We start from the raw sequence: 16992 nt of genomic DNA on the forward strand, positions 1-16992 counted from the left end.
GCATAGTTGCGCTCCGGAAGCGGCGTGGGCGGGGGTGGGATGGGCGATGGCCGGGCACGGGACGGAGGAACATCCACACGGTGCCGACCGACTGTGCGACGCCGGGGATCGCGTGTATTCCCGGGCCGTACGGCGCGGTCGGGTGGCGCGGACCGACGCCGAGCCGGTCCCGTGCCTCCTGGAACTGGCCCTCCTCCACCCCGATCCCGACGACATGGACTGGCTGGTGCCGACCTCCCCGCAGGAGGTCATGACCCGGCTGCTGCGCGGACTGTACGACGAGGTCAGCGCGAGTCGGCGGCGGATGGGCTCGGCGGTCGCCGCCTTCGAGTGGTACGCGGGCCTGGGCGGTCCGGCGCGGGGTGCGACGGCCGGGGAGGGCGCGGCGATCCGTGTCCTGGACGGCTCCTCCCGGATCCAGGCCGCCCTGGACGCGGCGACCGAGGCGTGTACGACCGAGGTCCTCACCGTGCAGCCCGGCGGCATCCGGCGTGAGCACGAGCTGTCGGAGGGCCTGCACCGGGCGTTGGAGCTGCGCGGCCGGGGCGTGCGCATGCGCGACCTCTACAACCACGTCGCCCGGCACGGCCAGGGCCTGCTCACCTACCTGGAGCTGATGGGCGACGCGGTGGAGGCCCGCACCCTGGACGAGGTCATCGACCGGCTGATCCTCTTCGACCGCACGGTCGCCTTCATCCCGGCGAACACCGACCGCACGATGGCCCTGGAGCTGCGCCACCCGGCCCTCATCTCCTACCTGGTGACGGTCTTCGAGCGGCTGTGGCGGCTGGCGATCCCGCTCACCGCCCCGCTCCCCGACACCCGCATCGAGGGCATCTCCCACCGCGAGCAGTCCATCGCCGCCCTGCTGGCGGAGGGCCACCAGGACGCCGTCATCGCCGAACGCCTGGGCATCAGCGTCCGCACCTGCCGGGCCCACATCGCCCGCCTCTCCGAGACCCTGGGCGCCGCCAGCCGGACCCAACTGGGGGTGCGGATCGCCCAGGTCGGCCTGGACCGGCCGTCCGGGGTGGCGGGGAGCGGAGGCGGGACGGAGACGCTCAGTCTCCCGGCCCCGGCTCCTGACCCCGACCCGGCCCCGGCGCCGGCTCTGGCTCCTGACCCCGGCCACGGCCCCGGCGCCAGCTCCTGACCCGGCCGCGGCCGCGGCCCCGGCTCCTGACCCCGACCCGGCCCCGGCGCCGGCTCTGGCTCCTGACCCCGGCCACGGCCCCGGCGCCAGCTCCTGACCCGGCCACGGCCGCGGCCCCGGCGCCAGACCCTGACCCGGCCACGGCTCCTGACCCCGACCCGGCCCCGGCGCAGGCCCTGGCTCCTGACCCCGGCCACGGCCCCGGCGCCAGCTCCTGACCCGGCCACGGCCGCGGCCCCGGCGCCAGACCCCGACCCGGCCCCGGCCTCGGCTCCTGGCCCGGTCCCGGCCGCGGCTCCTGACCCGGCCGCGGCTCCTGACCCGGCCCCGGCTCCCGGCCCGGCGCCGGCTCCTGACCCGGCCCCGGCCTCTGACTCCGGCTCACCCTCGCGTTCACCTGCTACCGCTCCGGCTCCCGGCCCCGGCCCTGTTCCCGGTCAAGGATCCCCGACCGCCCGATGAGGTAGCCGAGTTGGGCGCGGCTCTCGCTGCCCAGGGTGGCGGCGAGTTTGGCGATGTGGACGCGTGCGGTGCGCACGTTCATGCCGAGGCGGTCGGCGATGACGGCGTCGGTGTGGCCCTCGACGAGGAGCGCGGCGATGGCCTGCTGACGGGGCGTCACCCCGTCCAGGGAGGGGCGTCGGACGGCCTGCGGGTACATGGGTGTGGCCAGGCGCCAGAGGCGGTCGAAGGTGGTGGTGAAGTAGGCGAGGAGCGCGGGGTGGCGGACCTCCAGGGCCAGTCGGCCGTCCTCGCCGGCGGGGATGAAGGCGACCGTGCCGTCGATGGCGATGAGCCGGTCGGTGACCTCGTCGAGGGTCCGGGCCTCCGCGTCGCCCCGGAGCTGCTCGTAGCGGGCCAGGACGAGGGGCTGGTGGCGCTGGGTGTGCTGGTAGAGGGTGCGGATGCGGCAGCCCCGGTCCAGCAGGGCCTGGTCGCGGGCCATGGCGACGCCCTGGGCCGTCTCGCCGCGCGGCCCGTTGTAGTGGACGTTGGGCTGGATGCAGAGCACCTCGCTGGTCGCCTCGGCCATCGCCTCGGTGATGGCCGCGTTGATCCGTTCCGTGCCGCTGAGAACCCGCAGGGACGCGGGATCCGGTGGGAGCGTGCGGCTGCCGGTGACGCGCATGAGGGGTTCGAAGAGCGACGCCAGCTGTTCCTCGCGGCGCCGTTCCTCGGCGATGCGGGTGCCGGAGGCGCGCAGCAGCCGGTGCAGGGCGAGGGCCGGGGGCACGGGTTCGAGCCGGGCCAGGTCGTCGACGACCGGGTGCAGCAGGCCGAGGTCGACAAGGCAGGGCGCCGGTCCGGCGTCGGCGTCGCTCACGTGTCCTTCGCGCAGGGCGCGGGCGTACAGTTCCAGGCCCGGCCCGCACAGTTCCTCCGGACCGTGCGGGTGCGCCGGTGTCGTCATACGTGACCTTGGGTTTCTTCGGGCGGGACGTCAGGGTTCCTGCTTCAGGATCCCCGACTGGGCTATGAGGAAGCCGAGTTGGGCGCGGCTGCCACTGCCCAGGGCCGTGGCGAGTTTGGCGATGTGGGCTCGGCAGGTGCGGACGTTCATGCCCAGCCGGCGGGCTATCGCCTCGTCGACGTGCCCCTCGACTAGGAGCTTGGCGATGGAGTGCTGGATGTCGGTGATGCCGTCGGGCGCGGTCTCGTACGGGGCGCCGGTGGCCAGCGGTACGGCGCGGCCCCACATGAACTCGAAGACCTTGATCAGGTAGCGGACGAGCCCCGGGTGGCGGAGTTCGAGGGCGACCTGTCCGTCGTCGCGGGTCGGGATGAAGGCCACCGTCTCGTCGCAGATGATCAGCCGCTCCACGAGTTCGTCGATGGTGCGGTACTCCACCTTGCCGTCGGTGAACTGGGAGACGTAGGCCAGTGTTTCGGGGCTGTAGCGGGCCGTGTGCTGGTAGAGGGTCCGTATGCGGCAGCCGCGTTCGATCAGCGGTCTGTCGCGCTCGAGCCCCTGGACGAGGGTGTGCTCCAGGCGGCGGCGGCTCGGCTGGACGGTGAGCATCTCGGTCTGGCACTGGGAGGTGGCCAGGTCGAGCGCCGCGTTGATCCGGTCGATGCCCTCCAGCACCGTGATCGAATGCGTGGTCGGCGTCGGCTGGGCGCTGAGGGTCATGAACGGCTCGAAAGCGTCGGCGAGTTCGACCGACAGCCGCCTCCGCTGGGTGATCTCGCGTTCGATCGGGTTGAGCAGCTGGGACAGGGCGATCGACGGGGGCACCGGGCGCAGCCAGTTCGCGTCGTCGGGGTCGGCATGAAGCAGGGCGAACTCCATCAAACACGGAGCAGGCTCCACGTCGGCACGGGCTATGCGTCCCGTCCGAAGAGCGTTCCCATAGAGACGGCGACCTTCCTCGCACAGCTCAGTCGACGCATGAGGATGTGTCTGCTTTGTCTCATTTTTCGTCAAATCTCCACCCCCCAGGGTCCTGAACGTGCAGGAACATGATGCATCGATTGTGTGGCCATGACGTGCCCGAATGGGCCATCGTCGTAGTCGACGGGGGAGAGGTGACCTTCAAATGAGGACGAAGCCGACTATGCATAAGAGAATGCTTCGCTCGGCGCTTGCCGCCGCCTTCTCCGCCGCCTTGGCCTTCGGAGCACTGAGCGGCCTTGCGGGCACGACGGGCGACACGGCGCGCGACAGTACCTGGAGCCCGGGTGCCGACACCGTGGTCGAGGCCGGCGACAGTACGTGGGTCGCTCCCCGCGACAGCACGTGGGTCGTCACCGCGGCGGACGTGCTGGGCGACAGCACCTGGGTCGCTCCCCGCGACAGCACGTGGGTCGCCGAGTCATGACCACTCCACCCGACGACCGCTCCTTCCGTCGCGAAATGGCCACCGCCTACCGCTCCGGCTGGCACTTCATCGACCTGGTCACCGCCATCCCCCACAGTGGTGACTCGTTGATGGTGACGGTTTTCGGTGAGCCGGTCGTCGTGACGCGCGACGAGGACGAGGACGTACGGGCCTACCGGTGCCTGCGCAAGCCCCGGGGGGCGCCGCAGCCCGTGCGGTGCGCCATTCGTTACGGAATGATCTTTGTGAACCTGGACCAGCGGGACCACCGGCTCGTCGAGGCCGAAGTCCCGCCCCTGAAGACCATCTCAGCCACCCCCCGCAGTGCCTGACGCGATTCCCCCGTCGTAAAAGATCGCTCAGGCGCTTCCCCCCGCAGCGGCGTCACCGTGACCTGAACACGGTGACGCCGCTGTAGTTTGCGGGGACATTTCCGGTTATGCGCCCGCTTGAGCGTTGGCCGGAAAACGATGGGGGCGGATTCGGTCAGCCCCGCCGTCAGCCCCGCCCCATCGCCCGGGTCAGCTCGATCTCGATCACCACGCGCGCGGGGTTCGGGCTCGGTGTACGCCCGTACCGCCGCGCGTACCGGCGCTCCGCCTCCGCCACCCGCTCCGGCTCGGTACGGACATGCGCGCGGCCCTCCAGCGTGGCCCACCGCCGCCCGTCCACCTGGCACACCGCGACCAGGGCGCCGGCCGGGCCCGCCGCCAGCACGTTGCCCACTTTCGTACTGCCCTTGTTCGCGATGACCCGAGCGAGGCGGGCCTCGGGGTCGTATGTCACTCCGACCGGAACCACGTGCGGACTGGCGTCCTGGCGTGGTGTGGTCAGCGTGCACAGGTGCCGTTCCCGCCAGAAGGCGAGATACGGCGCGTCCGGGGCGCCCGGGTCCTGGGGGTGTGCGGCCATGGTCCGGAACCTACTGCTTCCCGAACCTCCACCCCAAACCTTGAGCGGAATAGGCTCAACTTTGTGTACGCTGACTGAGTCAGTAACGGGTAGCGCTGACGCAAGGAGGAGACAGCCACCGTGGACGCCGAGCTGACCAACCGGAGCCGGGACGCGATCAACGCGGCCGGCAACAGGGCCGTGTCCCAGGGACACGCCGACCTCACCCCCGCCCATCTGCTGCTCGCGCTGCTCCAGGGGCAGGACAACGAGAACATCACCGACCTGCTCGCGGCCGTGGACGCCGACCAGGCCGCCGTACGCGCCGGGGCCGAGAAGGTGCTCGGCTCGCTGCCCAGCGTGACCGGGTCCACCGTCGCGCCCCCGCAGCCCAACCGCGAGCTGCTCGCCGTCATCGCCGACGCGCAGGAGCGCGCCCGTGACCTCGGCGACGAGTACCTGTCCACCGAGCACCTGCTCCTCGGCATCGCCGCCAAGGGCGGCCAGGCCGGTGACGTGCTCACTCAGCACGGCGCGACCGCGAAGAAGCTCCAGGACGCCTTCCGCAAGGCCCGCGGCGGGCGCCGGGTGACCAGCGCCGACCCCGAGGGCCAGTACAAGGCCCTGGAGAAGTTCGGGACGGACTTCACCGCCGCCGCCCGCGAGGGCAAGCTCGACCCCGTCATCGGGCGGGACCAGGAGATCCGGCGGGTCGTGCAGGTCCTGTCCCGCCGTACCAAGAACAACCCCGTCCTGATCGGCGAGCCCGGCGTCGGCAAGACCGCCGTCGTCGAGGGGCTGGCGCAGCGCATCGTGAAGGGCGACGTCCCGGAGTCGCTGAAGAACAAGCGGCTCGTGGCGCTCGACCTCGGCGCGATGGTGGCCGGCGCCAAGTACCGGGGCGAGTTCGAGGAGCGGCTGAAGACCGTCCTCGCCGAGATCAAGGACTCCGACGGCCAGATCATCACCTTCATCGACGAGCTGCACACCGTCGTCGGCGCGGGCGCCGGCGGCGACTCCGCGATGGACGCCGGCAACATGCTCAAGCCGATGCTCGCGCGCGGTGAGCTGCGCATGGTCGGCGCCACGACGCTCGACGAGTACCGGGAGCGGATCGAGAAGGACCCGGCGCTGGAGCGCCGCTTCCAGCAGGTGCTGGTGGCGGAGCCGACCGTCGAGGACACGATCGCGATCCTGCGCGGTCTCAAGGGCCGCTACGAGGCCCACCACAAGGTCCAGATCGCCGACAGCGCCCTGGTCGCGGCTGCCACCCTCTCCGACCGGTACATCACCTCCCGCTTCCTCCCCGACAAGGCCATCGACCTGGTCGACGAGGCCGCCTCCCGCCTCCGCATGGAGATCGACTCGTCCCCCGTCGAGATCGACGAGCTCCAGCGGTCCGTGGACCGGCTGAAGATGGAGGAGCTGGCCCTCGTCAAGGAGACCGACGCCGCCTCCCTCGAGCGCCTGGAGAAGCTGCGCCGTGACCTCGCCGACAAGGAGGAGGAGCTGCGCGGCCTCAATGCCAGGTGGGAGAAGGAGAAGCAGTCCCTCAACCGGGTCGGCGAGCTGAAGGAGAAGCTCGACGAACTGCGCGGCCAGGCCGAACGCGCCCAGCGCGACGGCGACTTCGACACCGCCAGCAAGCTGCTGTACGGCGAGATCCCGACCCTGGAGCGCGACCTGGAGGCCGCGTCCGAGGCCGAGGAGGAGGCCGCGAAGGACACCATGGTCAAGGAGGAGGTCGGCTCGGACGACATCGCCGACGTCGTCGCCTCCTGGACCGGCATCCCGGCCGGCCGCCTCCTGGAGGGCGAGACGCAGAAGCTGCTGCGCATGGAGGAGGAGATCGGCCGCCGTCTCATCGGCCAGACCGAAGCGGTCCAGTCCGTCTCCGACGCCGTACGCCGCTCCCGCGCGGGCATCGCCGACCCCGACCGCCCCACCGGCTCCTTCCTCTTCCTCGGCCCCACGGGCGTCGGCAAGACCGAGCTGGCGAAGGCCCTCGCCGACTTCCTCTTCGACGACGAGCGGGCCATGATCCGCATCGACATGTCGGAGTACGGCGAGAAGCACAGCGTCGCCCGCCTCGTCGGCGCGCCCCCCGGCTACATCGGCTACGAGGAGGGCGGCCAGCTCACCGAGGCGGTGCGCAGGCGGCCGTACAGCGTCATCCTGCTCGACGAGGTGGAGAAGGCGCACCCGGAGGTCTTCGACGTCCTGCTCCAGGTCCTGGACGACGGCCGGCTCACCGACGGCCAGGGCCGCACGGTCGACTTCCGCAACACGATCCTGGTGCTGACGTCCAACCTGGGCAGCCAGTACCTGGTCGACCCGGTGAGCACCGAGGAGGAGAAGAAGGAGCAGGTCCTGGAGGTGGTGAGGACGTCGTTCAAGCCCGAGTTCCTCAACCGGCTCGACGACCTGGTCGTCTTCTCGGCCCTGAACAAGGAGGAGCTCGGCCGGATCGCCCGCCTCCAGATCGACCGCCTCGCCAAGCGGCTGGCCGAACGGCGCCTCACCCTGGAGATCACCGACGCGGCCCTCGCCTGGCTCGCCGACGAGGGCATGGACCCGGCGTACGGCGCCCGTCCGCTGCGCCGCCTGGTCCAGACGGCCATCGGCGACCGTCTCGCCAAGGAGATCCTGGCGGGCGAGGTCAAGGACGGCGACACGGTCCGGGTGGACGCGTTCGGGGAGGGCCTGATCGTGGGCCCGGCGACCGGCAAGACGCTGTAGTTCGTCGAGACCTTGCCGTCGCGGCCCTGGGGCAAGCGCTTCAGGGCCGCGCAGCCGTACCGTGGGCGCCCAGGCTTCAGGATGAGTATCGAGTCGATGATGCGACTTTGACGTGACCACCGGGCCGGTGAGCTCGTTCCTCTGGCCGGGAGGTATGTCATATGAAGCGAGTTCTGGCCGTTCAGCGCATCAGCCGTGACACCGAGGCGTCATCGGCGCTCACACGGCAGGACAAGGCGCTCACTCTCGCGATACGGCGAGGTACCTACACGGAGGTGGGACGCGTCGTCGACGCCACCGTGTCCGGCGCTGTCAACCTGGACCAGCGCCCCAGCCTGAGGAAGTGGCTCACCGAGCCGCTCGTGCACGAGTGGGATGTCCTCATGGTCACCGAGCAGGATCGCGTGACGCGCGATGACATGCACTGGTGGCACTTTGTCGACTGGATCCTGAAGAACGGGAAGGACATCGAGGTCCTCGACGATCCGACGTTCGACATCCACTCCGAGGACGGACGGATGCTGGCGGGCATCAAGGCGGCCCAAGCAGCCAAGTACCGCAAAGCTGTGCAGGCCAGGCAACTCGATCGTACGCAGTTCTTCCGTGAGAACAGGTTGTGGAACGGCGGAATCTGGCCCTTCGGCTACCGCGCTGAGGTCTTCAGCCACCTGGGAGAGTCACGTAAGTGCCTGGCTGTCGACCCTTGCAGCTCACGACTCGTGCGCGAGGCGTACGAGCGCATGGTCCACGGTGGCGACACCGTTTACGCCGTGGCGAGGGACTGGAATGCGCGAGGCGTTCCCAGTGCCCGGGATCATCAGCGCAGAGAACAGAACAAGGATCTTCCGGAGCATGAGCGCAGGCCGGAGAAGGGGACTGTCTGGTCCGTGACCCCCTTGCGCAACATGTTGAGGTCACCCGCCCTGATGGGCGTGATGATGCATCGTTCGGAACCTGTTCTGGACGCGGAGGGACAGCCCGTGGTCTGGGCAGATCCCATCCTCACCCCCGAGGAGCAGCGCTCCAGGACGCGATCATCACCGGGAGGGGCGAGGGGGAGCCCAGGCCGGGCAAGGGCTGGCGCACTCCTCTGCTCGGCGTGGTCTTCTGCATGTGTGGCAGGCCCATGTATGTGCGGCATCAGAAGAATCGCCTGGCCGACGGAACGACGACTGTGCTGACCTACTACCAGTGCCGTTCCGTTTCCGAGATGAACCGCTGCGAGGGGCCGTCGAGCTGGCGGGCCGAGAGTCTCTACGAGACTGTAGAGCGGCACTTTCTGGACAGCGCCGGTGATCTGACCGAGACGAAGCGCGCCCACGTACCGGGACGGGACCACACCGCGGCGATCGCCGAGCTGCGAAAAGCCCTCGTCAATCTCACCACTGCCATCGGACACGCGCTTGACTCGGCGGCCGTTGAGGCCCTGGCCCGGCAGATGGACGAGCACGCGAAGACGCTCGCGAGGCTGGAGGCCGAGCCGGTGGTCCCTGCCCGTTGGATCGAGGAACCGACCGGTGCGATCTACCGCAAACGGTGGTGCGCGGCTGAGAACTGGGAAGGCCGGGCGGCGATCCTCCTCAAGGCCGGCGTCCGCTACTTCTGCGAGGGAACGCACAAGTCGGGCATCGTGCACGTGTATCTCCCTCCAGCCTTGCAGCGGCAGGCGGAAGGGCGGACTGCATGGGGAGGGTCCGAGGCCGTTGACGGGATCGGCTGCCACGAGGACGGGGCCCGCCAGTATTTCCTGGAGCTTCGACGGGCCAAAGGGATGGGACCGGGATTCTGGTACTCACATCGTTGATCCGCCGCACGGTGGACGTATCTCGGCCAGGGCAGGTTGCCGGGCACAGGCCAAGAGAGAGAGGGTGGGCTGTACGTCTGGTCTCAGTGATGGCCGGACGATCCAGACGACCGCAGGAGTACCCAGTATGTCCATCGACCCGTCCTCGATTCCGAACTTCGGGGGCCAGCCCGAGCCGCAGCCCCAGGGTGGACCGGCGGGCCCCGTCGTCCCGGATCAGGATCTCGTGAAGCAGCTCCTCGACCAGATGGAGCTGAAGTACGTCGTCGACGACGAGGGTGACCTCGCGGCGCCGTGGGAGGAGTTCCGCACGTACTTCATGTTCCGCGGCGAGGGGGACCAGACGGTCTACTCGGTGCGGACGTTCTACGACCGGCCCCACCAGATCGACGACAAGGCGCTGCTGCTGGAGTCGATCGACGACTGGAACCGGCGCACCCTGTGGCCCAAGGTCTACACGCACACCCACGACGACGGCACCGTCCGCCTCATCGGCGAGGCGCAGCTGCTGATCGGCGCCGGCGTGAACATCGAGCTGTTCGTCTCCTCGACGGTGAGCTGGGTGCGGGCGGCGATCGAGTTCGACAAGTGGCTCGTGGAGCAGCTCGGCCTCGAGAAGGAGGTCGACGCGGCCGAGGAGGAGACCGAGGAGAAGCCCGAAGAGGGCGACGAGTAGTTCCCCCGCCCCACATACCGCCTGCGCGGCCCCGTCCACAGCCTGTGGACGGGGCCGCGGCGTTCAGTCGGCCAGGGGCCGACGGCCCCTGGGTGCCGTCAGCCCGCCAAGGCGACGAGAAGCCCGAGGAGGGCGACGAGTAGGTCCACGACCGGTCGGTACGTCGAGAGGCGCCCGTCCACAACCTGCGAACGGGTGTCTCCCTCGCCGGCCCTGCTTGCCGGTGCCTTCAGGCATCCGTCCGTCCGACCGGGATCCTGGTACGCATGAGTACGGATACTCATGCGTGATGGTCACCGGGGCGGGTGGGGCATGCGTTGTGCGGGCCCTACGGTGCTTCTCGAGCACCGCAAGATCGCTGTCGCACGTTCCATCAGCTCGTCGTTGCCGGACGGGCTGTCCAGAGTGGGGACACACATGGCGTGGGATGAGTGGGAGCAGCTCAAGGCCGCGGCGACCGAGCGGCACACCACGCAGATGCAGCTCAACCAGCTGCCCGCCGACCAAGGTGGCACCAGCTCCGATGGCAGTGGCGGCGGCGCTGGCAAGCTGAGGTCCGACAGGGCGGCGTGGACCAAGGCGGGAGAAGGCGTCGGATCGTTGCGGGAAGAACTCGGCAAGGCGTGGGTGAAGGCGGAGTCGGGCCAGACGGGACTCGGGGCGGGATCAGGGTGCCTGACCGAGGCGGCCCAGCAGGGCGTCTACGACTCCTGGAAGCGCTACGTCAAGGACGTGAGCGAGGTGTGCGATGGGCTCGCCGACGTGCTGGAGAAGGCAGGCAACGACCAGTTACGGACCGACGAGGCCATCGAAGCAGAGATCGCCAAGCTGAGGACCGAGTACTACGGGGACGCGCCCGCCGGCGGCCAGGCCAAGGGGCGGTGACCCGGACACATGGACCACCAGACGCTCAAGGCCCTCAAACCGGCCGAGTACACGGAGGCGGCGGACGGGTACCGCGCGATCAGCGGCACGGCCGACGCAGCCAAGGAACGCATCGACAAGCAGATCACTGCGGCAATGCGGAAGGCCAACGAGGGTGAGGCCGCGGACGCGGCACTCAAGCAGCTGCTGAAGCTGTCGGAGAACTTCCACTACACCCAGGTCGAATGCGGTCTGATCACCGGAGCTCTCGACAGTTTCTCGTCCGAGATCACCGCTCCCAAGCGGCGCCTGATCGAGGCACTGGACGATGCGGCCGCGCTGGCGTACACCGTCAACGAGGACGGCACAGTCACGTATCCCGCCGGCGGTAAGAACGAGCTCACTGGTGAGCCGATCCCCGGCGGCACCGTCCTGGGCAATAACGGCCTGATCACGGGTAATGACACAGGGTTTCAGTCACCGGGGCTTGTGCCGAACAACCCTCAGTTCAAAAACCCGAACCCGCACCACGCCAAAGCCGTGGACATCGCCGACCGCATCGCCCATGCCGTACGGGAAGCCCAGGAGATCGACGATCGGTACAGCAAGGCACTGAACAAGCTCAAGGCAGCGCCGAGGCTGAACGTCAACACCAAGACGTGGGCGGACGTGGCGTCCGATGTCGATGCGGTGAGCTCAGCGGCCAGCAAATACCTTCAGAGTCATATCCCGTTGGACAAGTCGCCCGCCGACCGCAAGGAGTGGTGGGACAGCCTCAGCGATGAGGAGCGCGAGGAGTACAGGACGGCCTTCCCGGAGATCATCGGCAACTTGGACGGGATCCCGTCCACGGTCCGGGACGAGGCGAACCGGGAGAACATCCACCTCCTCATCGCCCAGCTGGAGGGCCAGCCCGGTGATGCATCCAAGGAAAAGCTCGAAGGACTGAAAGGCATACAGACCAAGCTCAACGCGGGAAGTCAGCCGCCCATGTTCCTCCTTGGTGTCGGTCTCGAAGGAAACGGGCGGGCGATCGTCGCCTACGGGAACCCTGACACCTCGAAGAACGTGTCGGCTTATGTTCCTGGTCTGGGCACCAAACTCGACTTCGGATTTGCCGATGGCACGGTGAAGCGCGCCTTCTATACGGCTCAGGGCGCCCAGAAAATCGATCCCTCCTCATCTGCGATCGTATGGCTCGGCTACGACGCCCCTCAGTCGCTCGACGTGATGACCACGGCCGATGCCGAGCGTGGCGCCCCCGCGTACAACAGTTTCATGAGTGGAATTTCGGCAACCAATGAAAATGCCGACCCTCACGTCACTGCCATCGGCCATTCCTATGGTTCCCGACTGGTAGGGGCCGCCACGCAGGAGGCAGGAGGAATTGCGGGCGCCGACGACATCATCCTCGTCGGAAGTCCTGGCGTCGGCGTGGACAAGGCGGAGGAACTGGGTGTGGGCAAGGATCACGTCTGGGTGGGCGCGGCTGAGAACGACATCGTCACCAAGCTCCCTTCGTCGAAGGAAGCCACGGCCGGGGCTATGGGATTCTTCGGGGGAGGGCCGCTCGGCGCGTACCTCGGAGGAGAAGTAGCTGACCAGGGTGATGACGACATCTGGTTCGGCAAGGATCCGGCAAGTAAGGCGTTTGGTGCCAACAGATTCCAGACCCTGCCCGGGCCGGAGCTGGCGCAGCCCTCCTTCCCCGAGGTATGGGACTCTAAGCTGGATATCGAGGCCCATAGCAATTACTTCTCCCCGGAGGAAGGGAAGGACAAGGTTTCTGCGCGAAACATCGCTGCCATTGTCGCAGGGCAGCCGGGATATGTCCGGAGGGAGACGCCGCGATGAAAACAAGAGCAGCAGTGGCTGCTGTACTGGCTCTGCTTCTTTCCGGATGCGGCGCGACAGGCAGCGCGTCCTCGAGCAAGGAAAGTCAATCGAAGATGAACCTGCAAGAGGCCGCCGACAGGGCCGACACGATCCTGGACGAGGCGTTTGCGGCCATCAAGCCTCCCGTTCAGTGGACGCACTTGTACTCCATGCCGGGAGACTGCTACGTGGACCGTGATCGTTCCGTTATGACGATCATCTCCGCCGAACGGCGTGGCAGCTTTCTCGGCGTGCTGGAGCGTCACTGGAAGAGCAAGGGCTACAAGCTCGTCGCCACGAGTCCGAACGGGCTGGCGGCCAATTTCGAGACCCAGGACGGCTTCCAGCTCGAAGTCCTGATCGGGTCCAATGGCCAGGCCCATCTGAGCGTCACCACCCCGTGCGTGGAGAAGTCCGACGTCGGCCAGCCGACCAGCAGGCCGAACGGCCCCGACTACTCGAAGCAGAAGTTGCCGGAGCCGAACGTGCGGTCGACGTTCTGGTCGAGCGACACGCTCCTGTCGAGCTGACGGAGACGACATCCGGAGGTCCGAGCCGCCGAGAGGCGCCCGTCCAGAACCTGTGGACGGGCGCCTCTCCCCGTTCGGTCAGCCCGCCAGCGCCTTCAGGCGCGTCACCGCCTCCTCCAGAACGCTCGCCCGCTTGCAGAACGCGAACCGTACGAACGGGGCGCCCGCCTCGCGGTGGTCGTAGAAGACCGCGTTGGGGATGGCGACCACGCCCGCGCGTTCGGGCAGGGCGCGGCAGAAGGCGAAGCCGTCGCTCTCGCCGAGGGGGCGGATGTCGGTGGTGATGAAGTAGGTGCCGGCCGGGCGGAAGACCGCGAAACCGGCGTCCGCGAGCCCCGCCGCCAGCAGGTCGCGCTTGGCCAGCATGTCCGCGCGGAACGCGTCGAAGTAGCTGTCGGGCAGGGCGAGGGCCTCGGCGACCGCGTACTGGAACGGGCCCGACGACACGTACGTCAGGAACTGCTTTGCCGAGCGCACCGCCGCGACCAGGCCGGGCGCCGCCGTCACCCAGCCGACCTTCCAGCCGGTGAACGAGAACGTCTTGCCGCTCGACCCGATGGTGACCGTGCGCTCCCGCATCCCCGGCAGGGTGGCGAGGGGCACGTGCTCGGCATCGTCGAACACCAGATGCTCGTACACCTCGTCCGTCACCACCAGCAGGTCCCGCTCCACCGCCAGCTCGGCGATCGCCGTCAGCTCCTCGCGGGTGAGGACCATGCCGGTCGGGTTGTGCGGGGTGTTGATCAGCAGCAGCCGGGTGCGGTCCGTCACCGCGTCGCGCAGTTCGTCCAGGTCGAGGCGGAAACGGGCCTGCTCGGGGTCCGGGCGCAGGGTGACGGGCACGCGCGTGGCGCCCGCCATGGCGATGCAGGCCGCGTAGGAGTCGTAGTACGGCTCCAGGGCCACGACCTCGTCCCCGAACTCCAGGAGGGCCAGCAGGGTGGCGGCGATGGCCTCCGTGGCGCCCGCGGTGACCAGGACCTCCGTGTCCGGGTCGATGGAGAGGCCGTAACGGCGGCGCTGGTGGTCGGCGATCGCCGTGCGCAGCTCGGGGACGCCGGGGCCCGGCGGGTACTGGTTGCCGCGGCCGTCCCGCAGCGCCCGTACGGCCGCCTCGCGGACCTCCTCGGGGCCGTCCGTGTCCGGGAAACCCTGGCCCAGGTTGATCGAGCCGGTCGCGACCGCCAGGGCGGACATCTCGGCGAAGATCGTCGTCCCGAACTCGGCGAGGCGGCGGTTGAGGAACGGGCGCTCGGTGGAGGTCATGCCCGTCATCCTGCGCCGAAGCTCTGGAGTTCCTCAACTGACGTTCACGGATCGGGACCTGCGCGTGTGCCCAAGGCACCACCTCTGAGCAGGGAAAGAGCCGTCGTTGTCTGTCGTTGTCTGTCGTCGTTGGTCACCCTGGGACGGCCCAGGGACGGCCCAGCCCGCCGGGGGAGAGCAGGGCCGTCCAGGGAGCGCGTGGCTTGGCATGCGGCGCATCTGATCCGTAGGCGCGTTCACTCGTGCGAGGGACCCCGCAAACCAGCCGCTCCGCCCCTGTGATCCGGCTTCGCGTAGCGGCTCGGGTCCGTGGATGTGCACTGGTGTACGTGGCCGTTGGTGTCAGCGGTTGATGTCAATCCAGCAACTACGCGCCCCTGCGGCCATCATCTCCGCTCTCCCCTGACTGTGCCCTGGCAGGCCGGCAGGTAGGTCATCGAAGTTAACCGTTCACTGCACTTGGCTTGCGCAGGCGTACAAGGCGCTCGGCGAATTGGGTAATTTCACCCATCAGCAACCGGCCGCGAGATATCATGCTGCCGCTACACGGAGAACGGATGGCACACCATGACGCGATTTAGCCGTGTTGATTTCTCAGTCCCGCCCGCCCAGCGTGCAGGCTTCTCGCTCCCAGATGAACTTGAGGTGAATCTCGAAAACGCATTGAAGCCCATTACCCCCTTGGTCAGAGAGGTGGGAAGGACCCTACTGCACACGTCAAGGCTCTATTGGCCAGGAATCGAAGACCGGGCACGAACCTCGATATTCAATCACGCGATCAACGATTTCACTTCCCTCCTATCCCAACTGGAGGACGGGGATGGAAGAAACGCGGCGAGAACTTCGCGCTCGCTGTACGAGCACCTGGTCAATTACTGTTGGGTCGCCGCTTACGAAGAAGCCAGAGAGCGATACATAACGCACGAAGTTGTGACACGTGACCTAATGGCGAAGATGCGGCGTGGCGTAATGCTACTGAGCAGTGTCCAACGAAAGCGGGAATTGCATCGACTCAAAGGAATCGGGAGGAAGAACGAAAAGGCTTTTCGGGAAGCCCTAAAGAAATACGGATCATCGTTCACTCGCGACTGGTCGGCAGTCAGCCTTCGCGAGCGGGCGGAAATCTGCGGTTTTGAGTCATCATACGATACTTATAGGCTACTTTCCCAAGTGACTCACGGAAGTTTCGGAGGGACACTTGGGACGCGGAGGGAAGACAATGACATCCCTGTTCACCGCGTCGGGTCGTCTCTAGAACTCGCGATTATCTCCTATCCTGAGGGGCTATCATTCTTTCGCGATCTATGCAGAAGGATTCATGTCCTAGACGGACTGGACACGTCAGAGCTCGTTGATGCCATAAATCTAATGATTGGCGCATGGCCGGCTTACAAGGCGGCTTGCGAGGCGGTGGATAGGCACCTTTGGCCTACTTCTCCACCGCAAAAGCCAACGGCCGTTCTGGCCTTTTACCCGAACGGGGGAAAAAGATGGTTTCTATGGGAGCCGGATTTTGCGGTGATAGCCCCCGCGCCACCACCTGAAAAAGCGGATGACTGGGCGGCCCAGGCATGGGAACAGCTAGGTTTGGTCAATAGCAACACCTTCGCTGGGCTCAAACCGTGGGTCCCCATCACAATCGCGATTCACGGGATTCGGCTCACGGTCGACACACACGTAAAATGGTACCCCGCCGAATCAATCATGGAGATGCCCACAGATCATTAAGAGATAGCTCCTATGCGGCAAATCGACAGAGCCGCAGGCCCCGCAGGACGGCCGATGGCCCGCACCTTCGGTGCGGGCCATCGGCATGCGCGCGGAATTAGCTAATGGGCGGGCTGTAGCGCAGTACCCAACCGGGGCTGGGTCGGTGGACAGTGACCTCAACGGCGCGACCGGTCTTCGTGTATCCAGTGTGCGTGATCTGAAGAAGGTTGCTGCCGATCTCGACGCCGAACGCCTCCGCTTCGACCGAGGTCGCCGCGTACAGCGTGATCTCTTCGATCGCTTCGGTCTGCTCGTATCCCGCGTCGCGCATCCGGCTGATGATGCCGCCGAGACCCGGGTCAGGGTTCTCGATGCTCGCGGCTTCTGCCACATCCAGGGGGACGTACGAGTCGGCGAGCTGGACCAGACGGTCACCGTCGTACATGTGCCTGGCGCGGATCACGGTCTGGTCGGTGCTCGCGATGCCGAGGAGTTGGGCGACCTGAGAGGGCGCGGTGTCGCGACGAATCGCGGTTTCCACACGGGGAGCCCCCCCGAGCCGCTTGATCTCGGTCTCGAACGCACCACGGCTTTCGCCTGCCTCGCGACGCGCAGTGCGGTAGCGCTCCGTGGCGTCGCGGACGATGGCGGTGTTGCTGCTCACT

At 67.7% G+C, this 16992-nt stretch carries 16 protein-coding genes; 11 read left to right on the forward strand and 5 right to left on the reverse strand.

Annotated features, from left to right (window positions below; genetic code table 11):
• The first annotated feature begins 46 nt into the window (after positions 1-46).
• Entirely contained in the window at positions 47-1153 is a 1107-nt protein-coding gene (locus tag OG289_RS27595; RefSeq protein ID WP_327316720.1) for a helix-turn-helix transcriptional regulator, read from the forward strand.
• Positions 1154-1553: 400 nt separating this feature from the next.
• On the opposite strand, the gene OG289_RS27600 is transcribed toward OG289_RS27595, so the two are convergent.
• Both OG289_RS27600 and OG289_RS27605 read right to left on the reverse strand, forming a co-directional pair.
• On the reverse strand, positions 1554-2564 hold the full coding sequence (locus OG289_RS27600; protein WP_327316721.1) for a helix-turn-helix transcriptional regulator: 1011 nt from the start codon (positions 2562-2564) through the stop codon (positions 1554-1556).
• Positions 2565-2594: 30 nt separating this feature from the next.
• Entirely contained in the window at positions 2595-3443 is an 849-nt protein-coding gene (locus tag OG289_RS27605) for a hypothetical protein (RefSeq protein WP_057601134.1), read from the reverse strand.
• A gap of 277 nt (positions 3444-3720) precedes the next feature.
• Here OG289_RS27605 and OG289_RS27610 point away from each other — a divergent pair, with 277 nt between their 5' ends.
• A complete protein-coding gene (locus tag OG289_RS27610) occupies positions 3721-3972 on the forward strand; it encodes a hypothetical protein (protein WP_327316722.1) in 252 nt (83 codons plus the stop codon).
• Positions 3969-4304, forward strand: a complete 336-nt coding sequence (locus OG289_RS27615) for a hypothetical protein (protein WP_327316723.1) — start codon at positions 3969-3971, stop codon at positions 4302-4304. The genes OG289_RS27610 and OG289_RS27615 overlap by 4 nt, the downstream gene beginning before the upstream one ends.
• Before the next feature lie 166 nt (positions 4305-4470).
• Here OG289_RS27615 and OG289_RS27620 read toward each other — a convergent pair whose 3' ends face one another.
• Positions 4471-4884 carry a pyridoxamine 5'-phosphate oxidase family protein gene (locus OG289_RS27620; protein ID WP_327316724.1) on the reverse strand — a complete coding sequence of 138 codons (414 nt, stop codon included), beginning with the start codon at positions 4882-4884 and terminating at the stop codon, positions 4471-4473.
• A gap of 120 nt (positions 4885-5004) precedes the next feature.
• On the opposite strand from OG289_RS27620, the gene clpB reads away from it, so the two are divergent.
• From clpB to OG289_RS27655, 7 genes are all read left to right on the forward strand, one after another.
• Positions 5005-7602, forward strand: a complete 2598-nt coding sequence (gene clpB / locus OG289_RS27625) for an ATP-dependent chaperone ClpB (RefSeq protein WP_327316725.1) — start codon at positions 5005-5007, stop codon at positions 7600-7602.
• Between the two features lie 161 nt (positions 7603-7763).
• A complete protein-coding gene (locus OG289_RS27630) occupies positions 7764-8783 on the forward strand; it encodes a recombinase family protein (RefSeq protein ID WP_327316726.1) in 1020 nt (339 codons plus the stop codon).
• On the forward strand, positions 8729-9406 hold the full coding sequence (locus OG289_RS27635; RefSeq protein WP_327316727.1) for a hypothetical protein: 678 nt from the start codon (positions 8729-8731) through the stop codon (positions 9404-9406). Before OG289_RS27630 ends, OG289_RS27635 begins: the two co-directional genes overlap by 55 nt.
• A 127-nt stretch (positions 9407-9533) precedes the next feature.
• Entirely contained in the window at positions 9534-10082 is a 549-nt protein-coding gene (locus OG289_RS27640) for a YbjN domain-containing protein (RefSeq protein WP_327316728.1), read from the forward strand.
• A 417-nt stretch (positions 10083-10499) separates the two neighbouring features.
• Positions 10500-10967: a hypothetical protein gene (locus tag OG289_RS27645; protein WP_327316729.1), complete on the forward strand. Its 468-nt coding sequence runs from the start codon at positions 10500-10502 to the stop codon at positions 10965-10967.
• A 9-nt stretch (positions 10968-10976) separates the two neighbouring features.
• A complete protein-coding gene (locus tag OG289_RS27650) occupies positions 10977-12800 on the forward strand; it encodes an alpha/beta hydrolase (protein ID WP_327316730.1) in 1824 nt (607 codons plus the stop codon).
• Positions 12801-12814: 14 nt separating this feature from the next.
• Entirely contained in the window at positions 12815-13351 is a 537-nt protein-coding gene (locus OG289_RS27655; RefSeq protein WP_327316731.1) for a hypothetical protein, read from the forward strand.
• A gap of 78 nt (positions 13352-13429) precedes the next feature.
• Here the strand turns inward: OG289_RS27655 and OG289_RS27660 are convergent, their stop codons facing one another.
• The gene (locus tag OG289_RS27660) at positions 13430-14626 is read right to left on the reverse strand and encodes a pyridoxal phosphate-dependent aminotransferase (RefSeq protein WP_327316732.1); all 1197 of its coding nucleotides are present in this window, start codon (positions 14624-14626) and stop codon (positions 13430-13432) included.
• A gap of 558 nt (positions 14627-15184) precedes the next feature.
• Here OG289_RS27660 and OG289_RS27665 point away from each other — a divergent pair.
• Positions 15185-16345 carry a DUF5677 domain-containing protein gene (locus OG289_RS27665; protein ID WP_327316733.1) on the forward strand — a complete coding sequence of 387 codons (1161 nt, stop codon included), beginning with the start codon at positions 15185-15187 and terminating at the stop codon, positions 16343-16345.
• Positions 16346-16442: 97 nt separating this feature from the next.
• On the opposite strand, the gene OG289_RS27670 is transcribed toward OG289_RS27665, so the two are convergent.
• The gene (locus OG289_RS27670) at positions 16443-16991 is read right to left on the reverse strand and encodes a UTRA domain-containing protein (RefSeq protein ID WP_327316734.1); all 549 of its coding nucleotides are present in this window, start codon (positions 16989-16991) and stop codon (positions 16443-16445) included.
• Position 16992: the final 1 nt, after the last annotated feature.

This window comes from Streptomyces sp. NBC_01235 (assembly GCF_035989285.1).
Taxonomy (GTDB): domain Bacteria; phylum Actinomycetota; class Actinomycetes; order Streptomycetales; family Streptomycetaceae; genus Streptomyces.